Origin of the sequence: Rahnella contaminans (assembly GCF_011065485.1) — a bacterium.
Lineage (GTDB): Bacteria > Pseudomonadota > Gammaproteobacteria > Enterobacterales > Enterobacteriaceae > Rahnella > Rahnella contaminans.
The window spans coordinates 79,545-99,161 of record NZ_JAADJS010000006.1 but is presented as its reverse complement, the minus strand read 5'-3'; the positions used below and the strand labels follow the sequence as shown (position 1 = coordinate 99,161).

At 52.1% G+C, this 19,617-nt stretch carries 20 protein-coding genes and 3 tRNA genes; 12 read left to right on the top strand and 11 right to left on the bottom strand.

The window, feature by feature from the left end; genetic code table 11:
• Positions 1-16: 16 nt before the first annotated feature.
• The gene (gene dapD, locus GW579_RS21600) at positions 17-841 is read left to right on the top strand and encodes a 2,3,4,5-tetrahydropyridine-2,6-dicarboxylate N-succinyltransferase (protein ID WP_152326519.1); all 825 of its coding nucleotides are present in this window, start codon (positions 17-19) and stop codon (positions 839-841) included.
• A 140-nt stretch (positions 842-981) separates the two neighbouring features.
• Positions 982-1,371 (top strand): DUF3461 family protein, encoded by a 390-nt coding sequence (locus GW579_RS21595; protein ID WP_013574189.1) that lies wholly within the window; start codon positions 982-984, stop codon positions 1,369-1,371.
• Between the two features lie 103 nt (positions 1,372-1,474).
• Here GW579_RS21595 and GW579_RS21590 read toward each other — a convergent pair whose 3' ends face one another.
• From GW579_RS21590 to GW579_RS21580, 3 genes are read right to left on the bottom strand one after another with little or no spacing between them, the layout of a single operon-like run.
• The gene (locus GW579_RS21590) at positions 1,475-1,924 is read right to left on the bottom strand and encodes a flavodoxin (RefSeq protein WP_104924619.1); all 450 of its coding nucleotides are present in this window, start codon (positions 1,922-1,924) and stop codon (positions 1,475-1,477) included.
• 29 nt (positions 1,925-1,953) lie between these two features.
• Complete coding sequence (truC, locus tag GW579_RS21585) at positions 1,954-2,733, bottom strand: tRNA pseudouridine(65) synthase TruC (protein WP_165061766.1); 780 nt, start codon at positions 2,731-2,733, stop codon at positions 1,954-1,956.
• A 1-nt stretch (position 2,734) separates the two neighbouring features.
• Entirely contained in the window at positions 2,735-3,049 is a 315-nt protein-coding gene (locus tag GW579_RS21580; RefSeq protein WP_165061765.1) for a YqcC family protein, read from the bottom strand.
• Between the two features lie 187 nt (positions 3,050-3,236).
• Between GW579_RS21580 and GW579_RS21575 the strand changes: the two genes are divergently transcribed.
• Positions 3,237-4,475, top strand: coding sequence for an MFS transporter (locus GW579_RS21575; protein WP_152326516.1), 1,239 nt, complete (start codon positions 3,237-3,239; stop codon positions 4,473-4,475).
• Positions 4,476-5,151: 676 nt separating this feature from the next.
• Here GW579_RS21575 and syd read toward each other — a convergent pair.
• On the bottom strand, positions 5,152-5,703 hold the full coding sequence (gene syd / locus GW579_RS21570) for a SecY-interacting protein (protein ID WP_152326515.1): 552 nt from the start codon (positions 5,701-5,703) through the stop codon (positions 5,152-5,154).
• A gap of 79 nt (positions 5,704-5,782) precedes the next feature.
• Here syd and queF point away from each other — a divergent pair, with 79 nt between their 5' ends.
• From queF to xni, 3 genes are all read left to right on the top strand, one after another.
• Positions 5,783-6,628 (top strand): NADPH-dependent 7-cyano-7-deazaguanine reductase QueF, encoded by an 846-nt coding sequence (gene queF / locus GW579_RS21565; RefSeq protein WP_165061763.1) that lies wholly within the window; start codon positions 5,783-5,785, stop codon positions 6,626-6,628.
• Between the two features lie 241 nt (positions 6,629-6,869).
• On the top strand, positions 6,870-8,234 hold the full coding sequence (gene ppnN, locus GW579_RS21560) for a nucleotide 5'-monophosphate nucleosidase PpnN (RefSeq protein WP_152326513.1): 1,365 nt from the start codon (positions 6,870-6,872) through the stop codon (positions 8,232-8,234).
• Positions 8,235-8,314: 80 nt separating this feature from the next.
• The gene (gene xni, locus GW579_RS21555) at positions 8,315-9,067 is read left to right on the top strand and encodes a flap endonuclease Xni (RefSeq protein WP_165061761.1); all 753 of its coding nucleotides are present in this window, start codon (positions 8,315-8,317) and stop codon (positions 9,065-9,067) included.
• A 67-nt stretch (positions 9,068-9,134) separates the two neighbouring features.
• Here xni and rlmM read toward each other — a convergent pair whose 3' ends face one another.
• The 4 genes from rlmM to GW579_RS21535 form a co-directional block, all read right to left on the bottom strand.
• Positions 9,135-10,241 (bottom strand): 23S rRNA (cytidine(2498)-2'-O)-methyltransferase RlmM, encoded by a 1,107-nt coding sequence (rlmM, locus tag GW579_RS21550; protein WP_101079232.1) that lies wholly within the window; start codon positions 10,239-10,241, stop codon positions 9,135-9,137.
• The gene (locus GW579_RS21545; protein WP_152326511.1) at positions 10,234-10,629 is read right to left on the bottom strand and encodes a DUF423 domain-containing protein; all 396 of its coding nucleotides are present in this window, start codon (positions 10,627-10,629) and stop codon (positions 10,234-10,236) included. The genes rlmM and GW579_RS21545 overlap by 8 nt, the downstream gene beginning before the upstream one ends.
• Positions 10,630-10,720: 91 nt before the next feature.
• Positions 10,721-11,641: a transcriptional regulator GcvA gene (locus GW579_RS21540; RefSeq protein ID WP_152326510.1), complete on the bottom strand. Its 921-nt coding sequence runs from the start codon at positions 11,639-11,641 to the stop codon at positions 10,721-10,723.
• 450 nt (positions 11,642-12,091) lie between these two features.
• A complete protein-coding gene (locus GW579_RS21535) occupies positions 12,092-12,313 on the bottom strand; it encodes a YgdI/YgdR family lipoprotein (RefSeq protein WP_104924609.1) in 222 nt (73 codons plus the stop codon).
• Positions 12,314-12,501: 188 nt separating this feature from the next.
• Here GW579_RS21535 and csdA point away from each other — a divergent pair, with 188 nt between their 5' ends.
• Together csdA and csdE are read left to right on the top strand one after the other, a co-directional pair.
• Positions 12,502-13,707, top strand: coding sequence for a cysteine desulfurase CsdA (gene csdA, locus GW579_RS21530; protein ID WP_165061759.1), 1,206 nt, complete (start codon positions 12,502-12,504; stop codon positions 13,705-13,707).
• Positions 13,708-13,725: 18 nt separating this feature from the next.
• Positions 13,726-14,160, top strand: coding sequence for a cysteine desulfurase sulfur acceptor subunit CsdE (csdE, locus tag GW579_RS21525; protein WP_152326508.1), 435 nt, complete (start codon positions 13,726-13,728; stop codon positions 14,158-14,160).
• On the opposite strand, the gene tcdA is transcribed toward csdE, so the two are convergent.
• Positions 14,148-14,963, bottom strand: a complete 816-nt coding sequence (gene tcdA, locus GW579_RS21520) for a tRNA cyclic N6-threonylcarbamoyladenosine(37) synthase TcdA (protein ID WP_152326507.1) — start codon at positions 14,961-14,963, stop codon at positions 14,148-14,150. The genes csdE and tcdA overlap by 13 nt on opposite strands.
• Positions 14,964-14,992: 29 nt before the next feature.
• Complete coding sequence (gene mltA / locus GW579_RS21515; RefSeq protein ID WP_165061757.1) at positions 14,993-16,105, bottom strand: murein transglycosylase A; 1,113 nt, start codon at positions 16,103-16,105, stop codon at positions 14,993-14,995.
• 220 nt (positions 16,106-16,325) lie between these two features.
• Here mltA and GW579_RS21510 point away from each other — a divergent pair.
• The 3 genes from GW579_RS21510 (at position 16,326) to GW579_RS21500 (ending at position 16,692) form a co-directional block, all read left to right on the top strand.
• A tRNA-Met gene (locus GW579_RS21510) sits at positions 16,326-16,402 on the top strand.
• Positions 16,403-16,465: 63 nt separating this feature from the next.
• Positions 16,466-16,542, top strand: a tRNA-Met gene (locus GW579_RS21505).
• A 73-nt stretch (positions 16,543-16,615) separates the two neighbouring features.
• A tRNA-Met gene (locus GW579_RS21500) sits at positions 16,616-16,692 on the top strand.
• Positions 16,693-16,804: 112 nt separating this feature from the next.
• Here the strand turns inward: GW579_RS21500 and amiC are convergent.
• Positions 16,805-18,055 carry an N-acetylmuramoyl-L-alanine amidase AmiC gene (amiC, locus tag GW579_RS21495; RefSeq protein WP_152325441.1) on the bottom strand — a complete coding sequence of 417 codons (1,251 nt, stop codon included), beginning with the start codon at positions 18,053-18,055 and terminating at the stop codon, positions 16,805-16,807.
• A gap of 228 nt (positions 18,056-18,283) precedes the next feature.
• Between amiC and argA the strand changes: the two genes are divergently transcribed.
• Positions 18,284-19,609, top strand: coding sequence for an amino-acid N-acetyltransferase (argA, locus tag GW579_RS21490; protein ID WP_152325440.1), 1,326 nt, complete (start codon positions 18,284-18,286; stop codon positions 19,607-19,609).
• Positions 19,610-19,617 lie beyond the last annotated feature (8 nt).

Sequence of the window (19,617 nt, the reverse complement as noted above, 5' to 3'; positions counted from 1 at the left end):
CAGGAAAGAGAACAGGATGCAGCAACTACAAACCGTTATTGAACAAGCCTTCGAACGCCGTGCGGACATCACCCCGGCAAACGTTGACAGCGTAACGCGCGACGCCGTGAACCAGGTCATCAACAAAATCGACAGCGGCGAATTGCGCGTTGCCGAGAAGATTGATGGCGAATGGGTAACGCATCAGTGGCTGAAGAAAGCGGTGCTGCTGTCCTTCAGAATCAACGACAACCAGGTTATGGAAGGTGGCGAAAGCCGTTACTTCGACAAAGTCCCGATGAAATTCGCAGACTACGACGAAGCCCGTTTCCAGCGTGAAGGTTTCCGCGTAGTGCCACCGGCGGCAGTCCGTAAAGGCGCGTTCATCGCCCGTAACACGGTACTGATGCCTTCTTACGTCAACATCGGCGCATACGTTGATGAAGGCACCATGGTTGATACCTGGGCGACTGTCGGTTCTTGCGCGCAGATCGGCAAAAACGTTCACCTGTCCGGCGGCGTTGGCATCGGTGGCGTTCTGGAGCCACTTCAGGCTAACCCGACCATCATCGAAGACAACTGCTTCATCGGCGCGCGTTCAGAAATCGTTGAAGGCGTGATTGTTGAAGAAGGCTCTGTGATTTCCATGGGCGTTTACATCGGCCAGAGCACCAAAATTTACGACCGTGAAACCGGCGAAGTATTCTACGGCCGCGTACCTGCAGGTTCCGTCGTGGTTTCCGGCAACCTGCCTTCTAAAGACGGTAAATACAGCCTGTACTGCGCCGTTATCGTGAAGAAAGTGGATGCGAAAACTCTGGGTAAAACAGGCCTGAATGAGTTGCTGCGCACCATCGAGTAAAATTAAATAGCGGGTAATTCAAAAAGATTACCCGCTATTTTTTTATCTTGCAGATGGCGAATTGTGTCATCAGTCAACGATTCGGACCGCTGTTTGGTTCATTATGATCAACAGATATTCTCCTAAACGAAGGTGGCGCTATGTATGACAATCTGAAAAGCCTGGGCATTAATAATCCCGACGATATTGATCGTTACAGCCTGCGTCAGGAGGCCAATAACGATATTCTGAAGATCTATTTCCGCAGAGACAAAGGCGAATTTTTTGCTAAAAGCGTGAAATTCAAATACCCACGTCAGCGCAAAACGATCGTGGCCGATAATGCGGGTCAGGGATATAAAGAAATTCATGAAATCAGCCCGAATCTGCGTTATGTCATTGATGAGCTGGATCAAATCTGTCAGCGCGATCAGGTCGAAGTGGATCTGAAACGTAAAATTCTTGATGACCTTCGTCACCTTGAATCCGTTGTGGCAAATAAAATTTCTGAGATTGAATCCGATCTGGAAAAACTAACTAACGGCCGCTGATTAATCACAATCCGAACCGCCATAAAGCAAAAAGGTCAGGTTTTAAACCTGACCTTTTTTATTACCTTGCGCTGCGCCTGACTGACTTATTTTCAGCAATAACTTATTTCAGCAGCTGGCCCCATTTTTCGGCCCACGGAATTGCCACGGTTTCCGGCTCAGCCGTTTCCATCGCGTCAACTTCCAGCATTTCGCCAATCCGGGAAGCGCCCTGCTCTTGCAATAAATCATCCAGCTTATGACCGCCGCCACAGAAATGATCGTAGCTGCTGTCGCCCAGCGCAATCATGCCATAACGAAGCTCTGGCTGATAACCGACGGTATCTCGAATCGCGGCATAAAGCGGCGCGATGCTGTCGGGCAAATCGCCCTGACCGGTCGTCGACGTCACCACCAGCACAAAATGATGGCGGTAATACTGCCAGGCTTCCAGTGTGCCTTCTTCAAACAGTTTGACGTCATGCCCCTGGCTTTTGAGCACGGTTTCCGCTTCTTCCGCTACCAGTAACGCATTGCCGTAAACCGTCCCGACAAAAATTCCGACTTCAGCCATGAGCTTCACTCCTGTATGATCTTAACGTCTTAAATTTGTGCACTATCCTGACCGTAAGCGGGGTCAAACTCAACCCTTTCAAGCCCGGGGACTTTTCCCTGCCAGCCGAACTGCGTCACGACATTTTGCCAGCGATGATCCCAGCGAGCCTGCAAGCTGAGCAACTCACCCGTCACCGGATGTGGCAGCTGCATATGGCTGGCATGGAGCATCAAACCGGAACAGCCGAAATGCTCGGTCATACCGCGATTCTGCTTTAAATCGCCGTGTGCGCTGTCGCCGATGATCGGATGACGTAAATGCGACATATGACGGCGAAGCTGATGCTTGCGACCGGTTTCCGGCATGAGTTCCACCAGACTGTATCGGGCTGTATTGTAACGCCCGACGGCGACCGGCATTTCTACCTGCGCGAGCGAACGGTAATGGGTCACTGCGGGTTGCGGCGCTTTATCAGGATTCGTAAACTTATCGGCAATTTTATCCAGCTCTTCTGTCAGCGCGTAATCAAGCGTTCCGTCTTCAGTGACATAGCCGCGAACCACGGCGTGGTACACCTTGCTCATCTGCTGATTTTCAAACTGCTGAGACAATAGCCGCGCCACATCGCTCGACAGCGCCAGCAGCAAAACGCCCGACGTCGGCTTATCCAGACGATGAACGGTAAAAACATGCTGACCAATCTGATCGCGTAATGTTTGCATCACAAACACTGTTTCATGTCGGTCCAGCCAACTGCGATGAACCAGCATACCCGCAGGTTTATTCACTGCGACCAGATATTCGTCCTGATACAAAATTTCCAGCATGTTAGTCTTCTATATTGAGCAAGTCGTCGAGGCGTTGCAGCTGGTTCAGCAACAGAGCTGCTTCAGGCATCGCTTCTTCAAAATAGGGGGTGATGGCAAAACGGCTAGGCAGCGGGGCTTCAGCAGCCAGCAACGCGTACATGCGTGGGATCAAAACCCATTGCAACCACTGATCGGCGGACATGGTATCCACCGAAAACGGCTCTTTGCTTTCAAAAGCTTCTGGTTCCGGCGGCGTGGCATGCCATAGCTTATCGTTGCGCATCGCCTGTTCGATATCTTCTAAAATCTCGCGAACCTGTTTTTCTGTATTCATGGTTACTCTCTTCGTTCATGGCCCGGGCAGCTTCTGCCGGGGGCGCAAAGCATAACATTGAAGGCCGGATGCCCCAACCTTCTGCATCGTATCCAAATTATCAATCAATCTATAAGTTTTTCATGGTGGCGGTAAAAGCCCGATACGGGCAAACTACCGCCACTTTTTTCTTCACAGATGTGTCAACATGTCCTCACAACATCCGCAAAAAACACACGCTACGCCAGCCAAAGCCATGCTGGCTTCCGTCACGGGTTACGCCATGGACGGCTTCGATTTATTGATCCTTGGTTTCATGCTGCCCGCCATCGCCAGTGAATTCGGGTTAACATCATCACAAAGTGGCTCGCTGGTCACCTGGACGCTGATTGGTGCCGTTCTCGGCGGCGTCATTTTCGGCCCGATAAGTGACCGCTTTGGCCGAATCCGCGTTCTGACGTTTACCATTCTGATGTTCTCCGTCTTCACCGGCCTGTGCGCTTTTGCACAAGGTTACTGGGATTTGCTCATTTACCGCACGCTGGCAGGCGTGGGCCTGGGCGGCGAATTTGGTATTGGTATGGCGTTAATTGCCGAGGCGTGGCCGGTTGAAAAACGTAACCGCGCATCGGCGTATGTCGGGATGGGCTGGCAGTTGGGCGTGTTACTTGCCGCCTTCCTGACACCGATGTTGCTCGGCATTATCGGCTGGCGCGGGATGTTCCTTGTAGGCCTGCTACCGGCGCTGGCTTCTTTCCTGATCCGCCGCACAATGGGCGAACCAGAAGCCTTCGTCAAAAACACGGCCACTGATAACAAGGGGTCGCTGCTGAGCCGCATCAGATTATTGTTTCGTGACAAAGCCACCACCAAAGCCAGCCTCGGCATTCTGATCCTCTGCTCCGTGCAGAATTTTGGCTATTACGGGCTGATGATCTGGATGCCCAGCTATCTGTCGAAAAACTTCGGTTTCTCCCTGACAAAATCCGGTTTATGGACTGCGGTAACGGTGGTGGGGATGACGTTTGGGATCTGGCTGTTCGGCGTATTGTCGGACCGTTTCCCGCGCTGGAAAATCTTCCTGATTTATCAGATTGGCGCGGTCATCATGGTAGTGTGTTACGCGCAGCTTTCTGACCCGACGCTGATGCTGTTTGCCGGCGCGGTGATGGGCATGTTCGTGAACGGGATGATTGGCGGCTACGGCGGACTGATTTCTGATTTGTATCCGGTACGCGTCAGGGCGACGGCACAGAATTTGCTGTTCAATCTGGGGCGCGGTGTGGGCGGTTTTGGCCCGCTGGTGATCGGCCTGCTGGTTTCGCAGGTTTCCTTTACCGCCGCCATTAGCCTGTTGGCCGCCATTTACCTGCTGGATATTTTCGCCACGCTTTTCCTGCTGCCTAAAAAGCAAGGGCAGGATGATGTGCTGGGTGCGATTGGCTGACAAAAACAGATGCTCCTGTTCAATCAGGAGCGTCTTATAACGAGTGGGTTTAAGGCGCGTGAATTTGTAGCGAAAAAACAAAAAGTTGGGGGCACTGTTTTCACAGTGCCCCCGGTTCGTTTTATAGCAATCCAGCTACATTAGTGCTCCCTGCTCAATCCTTGAAAACTTTTCCTGCGGTTATCCTAACCGGCTGTCCTTCGCATCGTCCTACTTTCATCCTGACGGGCTATCCTAAGTCATCCTGACTATAATCCCTTGGTCATCTGTGACCCGCTCAGCTTCCTTTGTGAGCTCTCTTCTCCGTCCTGGAGGTGTCCCTGGTTTCGTCCTGAAACATCCTGGCATAATCCGATGCCGTCCTGACTCTTCCTGAGCCGTCCCCTGCTTTATAAATCAGCCATCATCCTGATGTTCTGTTTCATGCTTCCTTGGTGCACGACTAGAATCGTCGATTTCGACCTTGGGAGCAAGACAGTGTGTAAGCCAAAACCAGGGAATGTGAGCCGTCTTACAGGTGGAGAAAAAATTATCCATTTGAAATAAAAGAGTTTATTAAATAAAGAAGGAGAGTAATTAAGTCAAATTAGCGAGATCTCTTACAGTCTTTGTGAGAGATCTCTCACACGCTTGTGAGCCATTTGAGCTCTGCGGGAATGGGGGGTTCAGAACAACATCAGGCGGGGTAAACAGCGGTCAGCATTGTAAGGAATTCTGGCAGCGAAGGCGAGAGTATCGTTCTTTTTTTGCTGCCGAACTGTTCCAGAACCACATTTCCGGTCACATTGCACAAAGAAACCATATCCAGCTCGGAATCCGTGGTGGCCAGAAAAACCGTCGGCGTCAGTTTCAGGCGTTTTTGTGTCACCAGATGGCCAATCAGATTCTCCTGCAAACGGGTAAAATCTTCAGGGCTCCAGACCTGAAGCAGGGTCATCGCATTGCCCTGCCAGCTGGCCGTCATATCACCAGCGAACTGCGTGGTGTAAAACGCGTGTGCTTCCGGTCGCAACTGCAATTCCATGGCACGTTCCACATTTTCCAGCGTGGCCGCCGGGCTGAAAACCTGAGTCAGCCAGTAAACAACGTCATCATCGGTTTTCACCACACAAGGGGAATCGACGCCGAACAGCGCTTCGCTGGACGGCGGCATACCTGTCTCCTGCTGCCAGACATCGACATAACGCTGAGTAAATTCACGCAATGCTACAGATACTTCAGACTCCATAATTCTCTCATCTTCCGGTAAGGCTGGGTTAAACTGGTGGCTATTCCCTATTGTACCTATCTCTAAGCAAGGTGACAGCATGTCCTCTTATCAGGATAACCCCGCACTGGCGCAACTGACGCTGGGCAAAAGCACGGCTTACGTCGATCACTACGACGCTTCTTTATTACAGGCGGTTCCGCGTAGCATGAACCGCGAACCGCTGGGCCTGTTCCCTGACAACCTGCCGTTCCAGGGCGCGGATATCTGGACGCTGTACGAACTGTCGTGGCTCAACGCCAAAGGGTTGCCACAGGTGGCCGTCGGTGAAATCAGCCTGAAAGCCGACAGCCAGAATCTGATCGAGTCCAAAAGCTTTAAGCTCTACCTCAACAGCTTCAACCAGACCGTGTTCCCGGACTGGCAGGCGGTACAGGAAACTTTAACGCGGGATTTAGGCGCCTGTGCTCAGGGCGACGTCACCGTCACCGTCAGCCGTTTGTACGACATCGAAGGCTCGCCGGTCGGACACTTTGCAGGTATCTGCATTGACGACCAGGACATTGAAATCGACAGCTATGAATTCAGCACGGACTACCTTGCTGAAGCCGCCGGTGAAGAAATTGTCGAAGAATCGCTGGTCAGCCACCTGCTGAAATCTAACTGCCTGATCACCCATCAGCCAGACTGGGGCTCCGTGCAAATCCAGTATCGCGGCCCGAAAATTGATCGCGAAGCGCTGCTGCGCTACCTGGTTTCATTCCGCCATCACAATGAATTCCATGAACAATGCGTCGAACGCATCTTTAATGACATCTTGCGTTTTTGTCAGCCAGAAAAGCTGGCCGTCTACGCCCGCTATACCCGACGCGGCGGTCTGGATATCAATCCGTGGAGATCTAACTTCCCGTTTGAACCTGCAACGGCGAGGCTTGTCAGACAATAATGCGGGGCATTGCTCAAGAACTGAGCTAACGCTCTGTCAGCATTGGTAAAAGCCTGATGACAAGGTTACTGTTAATTCAGAGAGAGATTCCGGGGACAGCGTATCCGGCGTTCTCTTTGCTATCAGGCTAGTGTTTTTGTTTGTCTTCCGCGATGCGACGCAAAAAACGTGATCCGAAAAATCATGCGTAGCGGGACTCAGCAGAAACATTCACAGCACCATTTGGTGTCAAGGAGCAACTTTGATTACACATATCAGCCCGTTGGGCTCAATGGATTTGTTGTCGCAGTTGGAAGTCGACATGCTCAAGCGAACCGCGAGCAGCGACTTATACCGTCTTTTCCGCAACTGTTCACTGGCCGTTCTCAACAGCGGCAGTCAGACTGACAGCAGTAAAGAACTCCTCGAACGTTTCGAAAGTTTTGATATCAACGTGCTGCGCAGAGAGCGCGGCGTGAAACTTGAACTGGTGAATCCACCGGAAGATGCCTTCGTCGATGGCCGGATAATCCGTTCATTGCAGGCTAACCTGTTCGCCGTCCTGCGCGACATCCTGTTCGTGAATGCCCAGATTTCCAGCAATTCGCGCTTTGAGAATTTCAACAGCGGGAATTCAGCCCATCTCACCAATATGGTGTTCTCTATTTTACGCAACGCCCGCGCGCTCCATCTGGATGAAGATCCGAACATGGTGGTGTGCTGGGGCGGTCATTCAATTAATGAAAACGAATACCAGTATGCCCGCAACGTCGGTAGCCAGCTGGGCTTGCGTGAACTGAACATTTGTACCGGCTGTGGTCCGGGTGCGATGGAAGCACCGATGAAAGGTGCGGCTGTCGGCCACGCGCAGCAGCGTTATAAAGCCGGTCGTTTTATCGGGATGACCGAGCCTTCTATCATCGCGGCTGAGCCACCGAATCCGCTGGTCAATGAACTGATCATTATGCCGGATATCGAAAAACGGCTGGAAGCTTTCGTGCGTATCGCTCATGGGATCATTATCTTCCCGGGCGGCGTAGGCACGGCGGAAGAACTGTTGTATCTGCTGGGTATTTTGATGGATCCGGAAAACAGCGATCAGGTTCTGCCACTGATCCTGACCGGGCCAAAAGAAAGCGCGGATTACTTCCTCGTTCTGGATGCCTTTATCAAAGACACGCTGGGCGAAGAAGCCGCTAAGTTCTACACCATCATCGTTGACGATCCGACCGAAGTCGCGCGTCAGATGAAACGCGCCATGCCGCTGGTGAAAGAAAACCGCCGAAACAGTGGGGATGCTTACAGCTTCAACTGGTCAATTCGTATTGCGCCGGACCTGCAACATCCGTTTGAGCCAAATCACGAAAACATGGCGAACCTGAATCTGTATCCGAACCAGCCACCACAGGAACTGGCCGCCGCACTGCGTCGCGCCTTCTCCGGGATTGTGGCCGGTAACGTGAAAGAATTCGGTATTCACGCTATCGAAAAGCACGGGCGTTTCAAGCTGCATGGCGACCCGGCATTGATGAAAAAAATGGACAGCCTGTTGCAAGGCTTTGTCGCACAGCACCGCATGAAATTGCCGGGCAGCGCGTACATTCCTTGTTATGAAATTTGCGCCTGACACCATTCAGGCTGCATTTCTGAAACAGTTCCCGGAGCGACGTAAGTCGCTCTGATTTTATGGATTTTGATGACTTGCTTATGGCAATACACCTGCTGATTATTGATGCCCTCAACCTGATCCGCCGCATTCACGCAGTCCAGGGTTCTCCTTGTCTTCTCACCTGCCAAAATGCCGCCAGACAACTCGTTCAGCACACACAGGCGACGCATGCCGTTGCGGTTTTCGATGAAGACGATCGCGCCGACAGCTGGCGTCATCAGTGTCTGCCGGATTACAAAGCCGGACGTTCCCCGATGCCGGACAACCTGTTTGCGGAGATGCCGGAACTGAAAGCGGGTTTTACCGCGATGGGCATCACCTGCTGGCATTCCGCCGGAAATGAGGCGGACGATCTGGCGGCCACACTGGCGGCAAAAGTCTCTTCCGGCGGGCATCAGGTCACGATTGTGTCAACGGACAAAGGTTACTGCCAGTTGCTGGCGCCGAACGTACAAATCCGCGATTACTTCCAGAAACGCTGGCTGGACATGCCTTTCGTGCGCGAAACCTTTGGCGTTTTACCGCAGCAGCTTACCGATTACTGGGGGCTGGCGGGGATCAGCAGCAGTAAAATTCCGGGTGTGCCGGGAATTGGGCCGAAAACAGCGGTGACATTGCTGACGCAGACCGGTTCGCTGGACGAGCTTTACCAAAATCTGGAAGGTGTTCCGGAGAAATGGCGCAAAAAGCTGGAAGAACACCGCGAGCTGGCTTATGCCTGTAAACGGGTTTCCACGCTGCAAACCGATATCGCGCTGGATGGCAATTTACAGCAACTGCGCTTACCCTGAATTTTGCATTAAAAAAGGCGCTCTCCGAAGAGAAGCGCCTCATTAACAGACTGAATGTTCGAAAGTATCAGCGGTCCCGCTCGTCGCGACGCCCACCAATTGCCGACCAGAAACGGCGGATGTGCACGGTCACTTCTTCGCGGTCATGATAAAGCTGCTTGGCAAAGATCTCCGCGTTCACGCCGTTTTCCTTCAGGCGCTCATCAATGCGTTCAAGAATGTTAGACACTTCCTCATAACGCTTCTTCATCGGCAACTTCAGGTTGAAAATCGCCTCGCGACACCAGCCGTTCACCAGCCAGTCGCACATCAGCGCGGCTACTTTCGCCGGTTTTTCTACCATATCGCAAACCAGCCAGTAGTTTTTGGTACTGGTGGATTTGTAGCGGAAACCATCTTCACGTAAGTGGATGACCTGACCGGTTTCCATCAGGCTCGGTGCCATAGGGCCGTTATCAATCGCCGTCACCATCATGCTGCGCTGGGTCAGCTGATACGTCCAGCCGCCCGGGCACGCGCCCAGATCGACCGCATACATCCCGCTCGCCAGACGCTCATCCCACTCGTCGGCCGGAATAAACACGTGAAACGCTTCTTCCAGTTTCAGCGTTGAACGGCTCGGCGCTTCGGACGGGAACTTCAGGCGCGGAATACCCATGTAGAACGGGGAATTGTTATTGCTGTAGGAATAGCCTACATAGCAGCAACCTGGCGCGATAAAGAACACGTGAACGACCGGGCGCAGGGCATTTTCTTTCTTACCCAACACGCGGCACTCGCGCATCGCAGAACGCAGCGGAACAGTCAGCTTACGGCAGAACTTGGTCAGCTCTTTGCTTTCGTTGGTGTCAGGCACTTCAACGCGCAGTTCGCCACCGTTGGTAATGACGTTCTGCACCATACCGACGATCGGCGAAACGCGATCCTCCGGCGGTAAATCTTTCAGGAGTTCGCCAACGACAATCAGCTGACGGGCAAAAATCAGCTCGCGGAAAGGCAGATTTTTTGCAATACGGTCAGCGTCATCCGGCTGATAACATTCAAACAGCACATAACCGCTGTTTTCTTTTACGCGGGCAAAACCGAAGATTTCCATCTTCGCGGCTTTGTCGGTAATTTCTGCTGCGCATTCTTTTTCAAAACCCTGACGGCAGTAGAGAGCAACTTTATTCATGGCGTTCGGCCTTTTTCTTCAGGCGCAGTGCGCCGATCAACAACAAAATCCAACCGACCAGAAATAAGGTACCGCCAATCGGAGTTACAAAAACGAATAACCGGAGATGAGACAGCGCCAGGCAATAAAGGCTGCCGCTGAATAAAACGGTTCCCAGCGCTAAAAAGGCGCTGCTCCAGTAGAACCACACATTACGCTGGCGCTGCATCGCAACACCTAAAATCATCACCGCCAGCGTGTGAATACTTTGATACGTTAAGCCGGTATGGATCCATGCCATTTCCGCCTCGCCGAGCGACTGGCTCAGGACGTGTGCGCCGAATGCGCCAAAAGCGACATAAACAAAACCGCTGATCGCGGCAAAGATCAACATTGAACGACTGGTCATTATGCGTTACCTGTTATCGTTGTTTGCTGATAAAGCCGCGAATTATCAGCTTTGTCAGCCTGTTCAGGAAAACCTTCCCCAGACTCAGGCATCACGCCTGATCGAAACGAAAACGCAGTTTTTCCTGCTCGCTGGCAGCGCGGGCGAGGATCCACTGACGAAAGGCGGCTATTTTACCCAGTTCTGCCTGACTGTCATGACAAACCAGATAAAAAGCATTTTTACTGATTAAAACTTCACTGAACGGACACACGAGACGTCCGGCCTCAATTTCCGTCTGCGCCATCACATTATTCACCAGCGCAATTCCCTGCCCGTGAACCGCCGCCTGAACGACCATCGCACTGTGGCTGAAAATTGGCCCCTGCTGAACATTTACCTGCTGCAATCCCAGCTGTTTGGTGTAGGCCAGCCAGTCACGGCGCGAGGCATCGTGCAATAACGTGTGATGACTCAAATCTGCCGGTTCTTTCAGCGGATTATCGCTCATCAGCAAAGACGGAGAACAAACCGGGAGTAAATATTCGGCATATAAACGTTCTGCCCGCAGACCCGGCCAGTTGCCGCGCCCGTGGAAAATCGCCACGTCCACGTCATCGGATAATTTGTCCTCTTCGCGGTCCACAGCCTGGATACGCACATCAATGCCCGGATAAGCTGAGTTAAAGCCAGACAATCTCGGCACCAGCCATTGAATCGCAAAGCTTGGCGGCAAACTGACGGTCAGCGCGCCTTTCGCGCTGCGCGCCTGAAGTTTGCGTGTGGCCTCATTCAGGGCCGAGAATATTTCTTTGATATCCAGATAATAACTCTGCCCTTCTTCGGTCAGTAACAATGACCGGTTGCGCCGGCGAAACAGTTTTAGCCCTAAAAAGTCCTCAAGTGACTTAATCTGGTGGCTAACGGCGGCCTGTGTGACGAACAATTCCTCAGCCGCTTTAGTAAAACTAAGGTGGCGCGCTGCGGCATCAAACACCCGCAGAGAATTAAGAGGCGGTAAACGTTTTGACATAGAATGGATACTTCTTATTCGCCGGTAAGCGGAGCGCCTGTCCGTGGGTTTTGATATTAGTTTTTTTAATCCGAGACATTATAATTTGTCCGTTGAGGATGTACAGGCAAAAACCTATAGTGGCGCCACTTCCTGAGCCGGAACGAAAAGTAGATTGGTATGAGGATGCTGAAATACTTTTGGCTTGTGGTTGTGATGTTGTGTTTGCAATTGTCTGGCAATCCGGACACGTAGCTTGAATGCTACAAACTTTTCACTTCCTGTACATTACCCTGTCTGTCCAAAGTGATTTTTCAGCACCGCAATTTGCGGTGCTTTTTTTTGCCCAAATTTCACCGCAGGCCACGTTTTGTGCTGCGCATAATGTGACAAAACCGGCCACGTCGCAAGAGGGGCCGGTTTTGCCATAAAGCATCTGAGTGAGTGCCCGTCAGGTTCTCACCGGAGGGATCAGTTCCCTTCTGCCATTTCTTTGACTTCAGATTTATTGATCTGCTGCTTGTTGCCATACGCATCGGTATAACTGATCATACCGGTATCACTGTCGGTGCTTGGTTTGCCTTCAGCAACAATGGTCCGGCCATCGTTGGTGTGCATCACATAATTGCTTGAACAGGCGGCAAGTGTTGTTGTCAGCAGTGCGGCTGAAATTACGGCGGCGATCTTCTTCATCATAGACTCCTTGCAGATTAAAATGCTTTAAAATCCTGGGAAAACCCCAGGCTAATGCTTCTAGTCATCGTAATTCAGCATAACAAACCTCTGATAAATTTCCAGGTAACCATTCCTAAAATGAATAAGTGGCTTGTGTAACAGATAAATCTGTACTTTTTCATTCAGGCCGAAGGATCTGATTTCGTATGAAAGACTTTAAACCTGCTGATTTTCGTCAACAATTTCCCGCGCTGTCACAAGGGCAATGCTATCTCGACAGCGCTGCGACGGCGCTCCGGCCTCAGGCGGTAATTGACGCAACCCTGAATTTTTATACTCAGGAAGGCGCGACGGTTCACCGTAGCCAGCACCGCGCAGCGCAAATGCTGACAGAAGAATATGAGCAGGCCAGAACACGGGTTGCACAGTGGATTAATGCGCCCCGCTCAGAAGATATTGTCTGGACGCGCGGCACGACGGAGTCCGTCAATCTGGTTTCGCAAGGCTGGCTGCGCCCGCAATTACAACCGGGCGATGAGATTATTGTCAGCCAGGCGGAGCATCATGCAAACCTGATCCCGTGGCTGATTGTGGCGCAACAATGCCAGGCGCGCGTCGTCACGCTGCCTGTTGATGAGCAGGGTTTGCCGGATATCTCCGCTCTTCCGACCATTCTGAATTCCAAAAGCCGCCTGCTGGCATTGGGGCAGATGTCGAATGTCACCGGAGGGGTGCCGGATCTGGCACGCGCTGTCGAACTTGCCCATGCCAACGGAACGCCGATCTTTATTGATGGTGCGCAGGGCGCAGTGCATTGTCCGGCTGACATGCAGGCTCTGGACATTGATTTCTATGCTTTCTCCGGCCACAAACTCTACGGCCCGACAGGCATTGGCGTGCTCTATGGCAAAACGGCGCTGCTGGAAAATATGCAGCCGTGGCAAGGTGGCGGAAAAATGCTGACACAGGCATCGATGACCGGTTTTACGCCTCAGACCGTTCCGCATCGTTTCGAAGCTGGCACGCCGAATATTGCAGGCGTTATCGGCCTGTCAGCGGCGCTGAAATGGCTGGAAACTGTCGATATGCCAGCCGCCGAAATTTATGCACAGCACCTCACGACGCTCGCAGAGCAACAGCTTGCAGAACTTGCAGGTTTCCGCAGCTTCCGTTCGCAAAACTCATCGATTTTATCTTTTGATATCGCCGGTGTGCACCACAGCGATCTGGTGACACTGCTGGCCGAACAGGGGATCGCACTTCGCGCAGGACAGCATTGCGCGCAGCCGTTAATGGAGGCGATGGGCATCAGCGGAACATTGCGTGCCTCATTTGCACCGTATAATAACGAAAACGACGTGTCGCGGCTGGTCGCGGCGGTAAAATACGCCCTGACGCTGTTAGCAGATTAATTTACACCGAGGAAAGCTATGTTAGCCCCACACCCTTTCGGGCATGAAATCACTGAAACGTCCCTGACGGAAAAATTTGCTTCATTCCGTCAGTGGGAAGATCGCTACCGCCAGTTAATCCTGCTCGCGAAATCCCTGCCGCCGCTCGATGTTTCGCTCAAAACACCTGAAAATGAATTATCAGGCTGCGAAAACCGCGTCTGGCTGGGTGCCAAAAAGGCAGAAAACGGAACAATGCATTTCTATGGCGACAGCGAAGGACGGATCGTGAAAGGGTTGCTGGCCGTATTACTGACGGCCGTCGAAGGCAAAACGCCAGCGGAAATCCTGAAGCGGGATCCGCTGGCGCTGTTTGACGTATTAGGTTTGCGCGAACAACTGAGCACCAGCCGTTCCAGCGGGCTGAATGCGCTGGCAGAAGGCGTAACCGCCCTCGCCCGTCAGGCCGCCTGAGCCTGACGCTGAGCTTTCGCCATCATCTTTTTAAGGACATGGGAAACCGCGACAAAACCAAATGTGGCGGTAACCATGGTCGCCGCACCAAATCCGGAAGCACAATCCATACGTTTCGGCCCTTCCGCCGTCGCGCGTGACGTACATACCGACCCATCCGCCTGCGGGTACATCAGCGGCTCGCTCGAAAATACACAATCAATGCCCAGCTTCCCTTTGCTGTTTTTCATGACATTAAAATCATTTTTCAGGCGTTCGCGCAGTTTCGCCGCCAGCGGATCCTGAATGGTTTTTGCCAGATCGACGACGGCGATTTGCGTCGGATCAATCTGCCCACCGGCACCGCCCGTTGTGACGACAGGGATTTTAAAGCGGCGACAGTACGCCAGCAAAGCCGCTTTCGGACGCACGCTGTCGATAGCATCAATGACGTAGCTGAAACCTCTGTCGAGCATTTCAGCAACATTGTCGGGTGTAATGAAATCGTCGATGCAGGTCACATTGCACTCCGGATTAATGGCCAGAATACGCTGCGCCATAATCTCAGTCTTCGCCTGCCCGACGTTTTCCCGTAATGCATGAATCTGCCGGTTGGTATTCGTGACGCACACATCATCCATATCAATCAGCGTGATAGCGCCAATGCCGGTTCTCGCCAGCGCTTCCGCCGCCCAGGAACCGACGCCGCCAATACCGATCACACAGACGTGCGCCTGCGAGAAAAGCTCCAGCGCCTGCTGACCATAAAGGCGAGCGGTACCGCCAAAGCGTTGCTGATAAGCGTCGGAGTATGTTGCTGTCATGAACGAAAAACCTCAGTGCGTCTGAAAACTTAATTTGATTGTGAATAAGCGGTGAACAGCGGTTTGCCGTTCTGCGCTGATTTTAACACCCAGACGCGCCCGTAGTGATTATAAAATCCTGCTGCATGCCCGGCATCTGTACCAATTCCCTGATACATATCGAAATGTTGTCCTTTGATGGCGCCACCGACGTCCAGCGCAACCATCAGACGCATATGATATTTACCGGTAAACTTACCTTTATCATTCAGTTCAGGCACTTCTGCCAGCAGCGTGGTGCCTGCCGGAATAAGCGAACGGTCGGAAGCCACCGAGGCTTTGGCAATCAGCGGAACACCGCTGGCACCGCGAACCGGCGCGAAAGGTTCAGGTTTAAAGAAGACAAATGACGGGTTTTGTTCCAGTAGTTCACGCACCTCAGCCGCAGAGTGAGTGTCAGCCCACTGGCGAATGGCCTGCATCGACATATTTTCGCGCGCCACTTCGCCACGGTCGATAAGTACCTTGCCGATGCTGCGGTAGGCGTGACCATTTTTGCCCGCATAACCAAAGAACATATAAGGACGCCCGTCGCCGTAATCCACATAACCGCTGCCCTGCACTTCCATCATGAAGTTATCCATCAGGGAATTGGTCCAGGCGACCACGTAATTGTCACTTAGCGCACCGGAGTAAATAGAGGCGCGATCCGGCAGGCGACCGCGTTTTGGCGGCATCCGGTATAGCGGATACTGGAATTCGCCCTGACGGGTATAGCGCGCCTGCACAACGGGCGTGTAATAGCCGGTCAGCTGCACGTTGCCAAAGTTATCGGCACCTTCCATCTGATAGGCGCTGAGGCCGTACTGGCTCAGGTTACGGGTGTCAGCCCCGGAGCGCAGCCATTGCTCCACGGCCTGAAACGTCGTGTTATTTCTCCCATATAAAGAGGAAGACGCGATTTGTACAGCAGCAACCTGATTTGAATAATCCAGCGCGTTGACCGGTTTTCCTGTGGCGTTCGGCTCATTCACGTATTCCAGCGCGTTGTCCAGACGGCCATCCTTATACTGCTGGCCCCGATCAGTCGGCCGCGAGGAACAGCCCGCCAACACTGCAATCAACAGACCACTCAGCAGATACTTACTCCAACGTCCTTTCATTGTTGCCGCGCTCTCTTACTTTCAGGGAAATGACTGGCGAAACGATAACAAACGGAATATCAGAAAGGAATTGCCACAGTATAAAAAAGTGTACTGAGCCAAATTGCCCCCCAAACGACGATTTTGTGAACAAAAACCCAGCAACTTGGTGCTTTATTTGAATAAATTCAAAAAAGGGTTGCACGAAATCTCATGGGGAGTATAGTTCGCCTCCATCGGACGCGGGGTGGAGCAGCCTGGTAGCTCGTCGGGCTCATAACCCGAAGGTCGTCGGTTCAAATCCGGCCCCCGCAACCAATTCGATTTCGATGTATGAAATGCTCAGTTGAATTGTTCGATGCAATAAAGCAGTATCACGGACGCGGGGTGGAGCAGCCTGGTAGCTCGTCGGGCTCATAACCCGAAGGTCGTCGGTTCAAATCCGGCCCCCGCAACCAATTCGGAACTGATGTACAATGATGTTCAGTTCGGATTCTGTGATGATGCAAAGCAGTACCAAGTAGTGACGGACGCGGGGTGGAGCAGCCTGGTAGCTCGTCGGGCTCATAACCCGAAGGTCGTCGGTTCAAATCCGGCCCCCGCAACCAACTACTTAAACAATGAATTACATTAAACAACCAGCACCTTAAGGGGTGTTTTTTTGTATCCAAATTTCGGGTACAGCCCGGAATGGCTTCATATTTTCCACCATTCCCCTGCTTATTTCGCCCTTGCCGCCCCGCCTTCTGAAAACCAAACCTTAATTCCTGCCATAATCGATTCCGCGACCTGCTGCTGAAAATGGGCAGTCCTCAATTTTTTCTCTTCGTTGATATTACTGATGAAAGCCGTCTCCACCAGAATGGACGGAATGTCCGGCGCTTTCAGCACGGCAAAACCTGCCTGATCGACTTTATTTTTGTGCAGATGATTAATCTTCCCCATGCGCGTCAGCACTTCTTTGCCAAATTTTAGGCTGTCGCCGATGGTTGCCGTCTGAACCAGATCGAACATCGTATGATCCAGATAACGATCGCCGCTTTTGCTGACGCCGCCAATCAGGTCAGATTCATTCTGGGTTTGCGCCAGAAAACGTGCAGCAGAACTGGTGGCGCCTTTGGTCGATAAGGCAAAAACGGACGAGCCTTTTGCAGCGCGGTTTGTAAACGCATCGGCATGAATAGAAATAAACAGATCTGCCCGCAATTTTCGCGCTTTCGCCACCCTGACCTTCAGCGGAATAAAGACATCTTCATTGCGGGTCATATGCGCTTTCATATTAGGTTCACGCGTAATCAGTTTTTGCAGACGGCGTGCGATTTGCAAAACCACATCCTTTTCACGCGTTTTGTATTTACCAATCGCACCCGGATCTTCACCACCGTGCCCCGGATCCAGCATAATGACCAGCGGCCTGCTTCGGCCGGCCTGACCGTCTTTGGCCGTTTCAGGCGGCAGCGTTCTCGCCACATCGCCGCGATTGTAATCTTCCAGTAATGCCAGCAGCGGATCATCTTCCGCACTCACGGCACCGTCTTCCGGATACAAATCGACGACCAGACGGTTGTGGAATTCGGCGACCGGCCTGAGAGTAAACACATGAGGATTGATGGCCCGCTTGAGTTCAAGCACCATGCGCACCGTTTTGGTATCAAACTGCCCCACCCGCGCCTGGCGGATATAAGGGTCACTTTGCTGGACCTTTTCTCCCAGCCCTTTCAGAACGCTGTTGAGGTGAACACCTTCAATATCGACGACCACACGCGGCGGGTCGCTCAGCAGAAATTGCTTATATTTTAGTGGTGTACTGGATTCGAGCGTAATGCGGGTGTACGTGGAAGAAGGCCAGATGCGTACTGCAATAACCTGTGAGCTGGCAGCGAACCCCACTTTGCTCACACTCAGCATCCAGGAAGCCGCTACAGTTTGAAGAAGTCGTCGTCGTCCGGGATTGTGGTTATCGTCAGTCATGCAGTCTCAAAAGTATCTAAAAGTAAGAAATTGCTGATAAAAAACTCAGTTTATGGATTCTAACGAATCGTATCCTGCATGTCATTCCTAAACATTTATTCGATTAATCAATTTGTTGTAGGTTTGTAATGGGTGTTAAAACAAAAACAACGATTTCTTACTTGCCACACGCCGACAAAAGAATAAAAATACAAAAATTACGAATAAAAATTCATACGAGGTTTTGCCGTGAAGGAACGTAGTACAGAACTGGTTCAGGGATTTCGCCACACAGTTCCCTATATTAATGCGCACCGTGGCAAAACGTTCGTGGTCATGCTCGGTGGGGAAGCCATAGAACATGAGAATTTTAGCAATATTGTCAATGATATCGGGCTGTTACACAGTTTAGGCATTCGTCTGGTGGTGGTTTATGGTGCACGCCCGCAGATTGATGAGAACCTTTCTGAGCACAATTACGAGCCGATTTATCACAAAAACATCCGCGTGACCGACGCCCGGGCCCTCGAACTGGTGAAGCAGGCAGCGGGTTTGTTGCAGCTTGATATCACCGCGCGGCTTTCCATGAGTCTGAATAATACGCCACTGCAGGGCGCGCATATCAACGTGGTCAGCGGGAACTTTATCATTGCTCAGCCGCTGGGCGTCGATGACGGTATCGATTACTGCCACAGTGGCCGTATCCGCCGTATTGATGAAGAAGCGATTCATCGCCAGCTCGACAGTAACGCTATTGTGCTGCTCGGCCCGGTAGCGGTTTCCGTCACGGGCGAAAGCTTCAATCTGACATCAGAAGAAGTCGCGACACAGCTGGCAATCAAACTGAAAGCCGAGAAAATGATCGGCTTCTGTTCTTCTCAGGGCGTCATCAACGATGAAGGGAATATTATCTCTGAGTTGTTCCCTAACGAAGCGCAGGAACGTATCGACCTGATGGAATCGGGTGGAGATTATCTTTCCGGCACCGTCCGGTTCCTGCGTGGCGCAGTGAAAGCCTGCCGCAGCGGCGTTCGTCGCAGCCACCTGATCAGTTATCAGGAAGACGGCGCGCTGGTTCAGGAACTCTTCTCGCGCGACGGTATTGGTACGCAAATTGTTATGGAAAGCGCCGAGCAGGTTCGCCGCGCCACCATTAACGATATCGGCGGTATTCTTGAGCTGATCCGCCCGCTTGAGCAACAAGGCATTCTGGTTCGCCGCTCACGCGAGCAGCTCGAAATGGAAATTGATAAATTCACCATTATCGAACGCGATAACCTGACCATTGCCTGCGCCGCACTGTACCCGTTCCACGATGAAGGAATTGGCGAAATGGCCTGCGTGGCGGTTCATCCCGATTACCGCAGTTCTTCACGCGGTGAAATGCTGCTGCAACGCGTCGCCAGCCAGGCCAAGCAAATGGGTCTGAACCGGTTATTTGTTCTGACGACCCGCAGTATTCACTGGTTCCAGGAGCGTGGTTTCAAACCTGCGGAAGTTGACGTCCTGCCGATTCAGAAACAGGAAATGTACAACTACCAGCGCAGGTCTAAGATCCTGATTTCAGATCTCTGAAAATCAGA

Excerpts from the sequence above, each read along its gene's own strand:
- dapD (WP_152326519.1), top strand. The coding sequence starts at position 17 with ATGCAGCAACTACAAACCGTTATTGAACAAGCCTTCGAACGCCGTGCG.
- GW579_RS21595 (WP_013574189.1), top strand. The coding sequence starts at position 982 with ATGTATGACAATCTGAAAAGCCTGGGCATTAATAATCCCGACGATATT.
- GW579_RS21590 (WP_104924619.1), bottom strand. The coding sequence starts at position 1,924 with ATGGCTGAAGTCGGAATTTTTGTCGGGACGGTTTACGGCAATGCGTTA.
- truC (WP_165061766.1), bottom strand. The coding sequence starts at position 2,733 with ATGCTGGAAATTTTGTATCAGGACGAATATCTGGTCGCAGTGAATAAA.
- GW579_RS21580 (WP_165061765.1), bottom strand. The coding sequence starts at position 3,049 with ATGAATACAGAAAAACAGGTTCGCGAGATTTTAGAAGATATCGAACAG.
- GW579_RS21575 (WP_152326516.1), top strand. The coding sequence starts at position 3,237 with ATGTCCTCACAACATCCGCAAAAAACACACGCTACGCCAGCCAAAGCC.
- syd (WP_152326515.1), bottom strand. The coding sequence starts at position 5,703 with ATGGAGTCTGAAGTATCTGTAGCATTGCGTGAATTTACTCAGCGTTAT.
- queF (WP_165061763.1), top strand. The coding sequence starts at position 5,783 with ATGTCCTCTTATCAGGATAACCCCGCACTGGCGCAACTGACGCTGGGC.
- xni (WP_165061761.1), top strand. The coding sequence starts at position 8,315 with ATGGCAATACACCTGCTGATTATTGATGCCCTCAACCTGATCCGCCGC.
- rlmM (WP_101079232.1), bottom strand. The coding sequence starts at position 10,241 with ATGAATAAAGTTGCTCTCTACTGCCGTCAGGGTTTTGAAAAAGAATGC.
- GW579_RS21545 (WP_152326511.1), bottom strand. The coding sequence starts at position 10,629 with ATGACCAGTCGTTCAATGTTGATCTTTGCCGCGATCAGCGGTTTTGTT.
- GW579_RS21540 (WP_152326510.1), bottom strand. The coding sequence starts at position 11,641 with ATGTCAAAACGTTTACCGCCTCTTAATTCTCTGCGGGTGTTTGATGCC.
- GW579_RS21535 (WP_104924609.1), bottom strand. The coding sequence starts at position 12,313 with ATGAAGAAGATCGCCGCCGTAATTTCAGCCGCACTGCTGACAACAACA.
- csdA (WP_165061759.1), top strand. The coding sequence starts at position 12,502 with ATGAAAGACTTTAAACCTGCTGATTTTCGTCAACAATTTCCCGCGCTG.
- csdE (WP_152326508.1), top strand. The coding sequence starts at position 13,726 with ATGTTAGCCCCACACCCTTTCGGGCATGAAATCACTGAAACGTCCCTG.
- tcdA (WP_152326507.1), bottom strand. The coding sequence starts at position 14,963 with ATGACAGCAACATACTCCGACGCTTATCAGCAACGCTTTGGCGGTACC.
- mltA (WP_165061757.1), bottom strand. The coding sequence starts at position 16,105 with ATGAAAGGACGTTGGAGTAAGTATCTGCTGAGTGGTCTGTTGATTGCA.
- amiC (WP_152325441.1), bottom strand. The coding sequence starts at position 18,055 with ATGACTGACGATAACCACAATCCCGGACGACGACGACTTCTTCAAACT.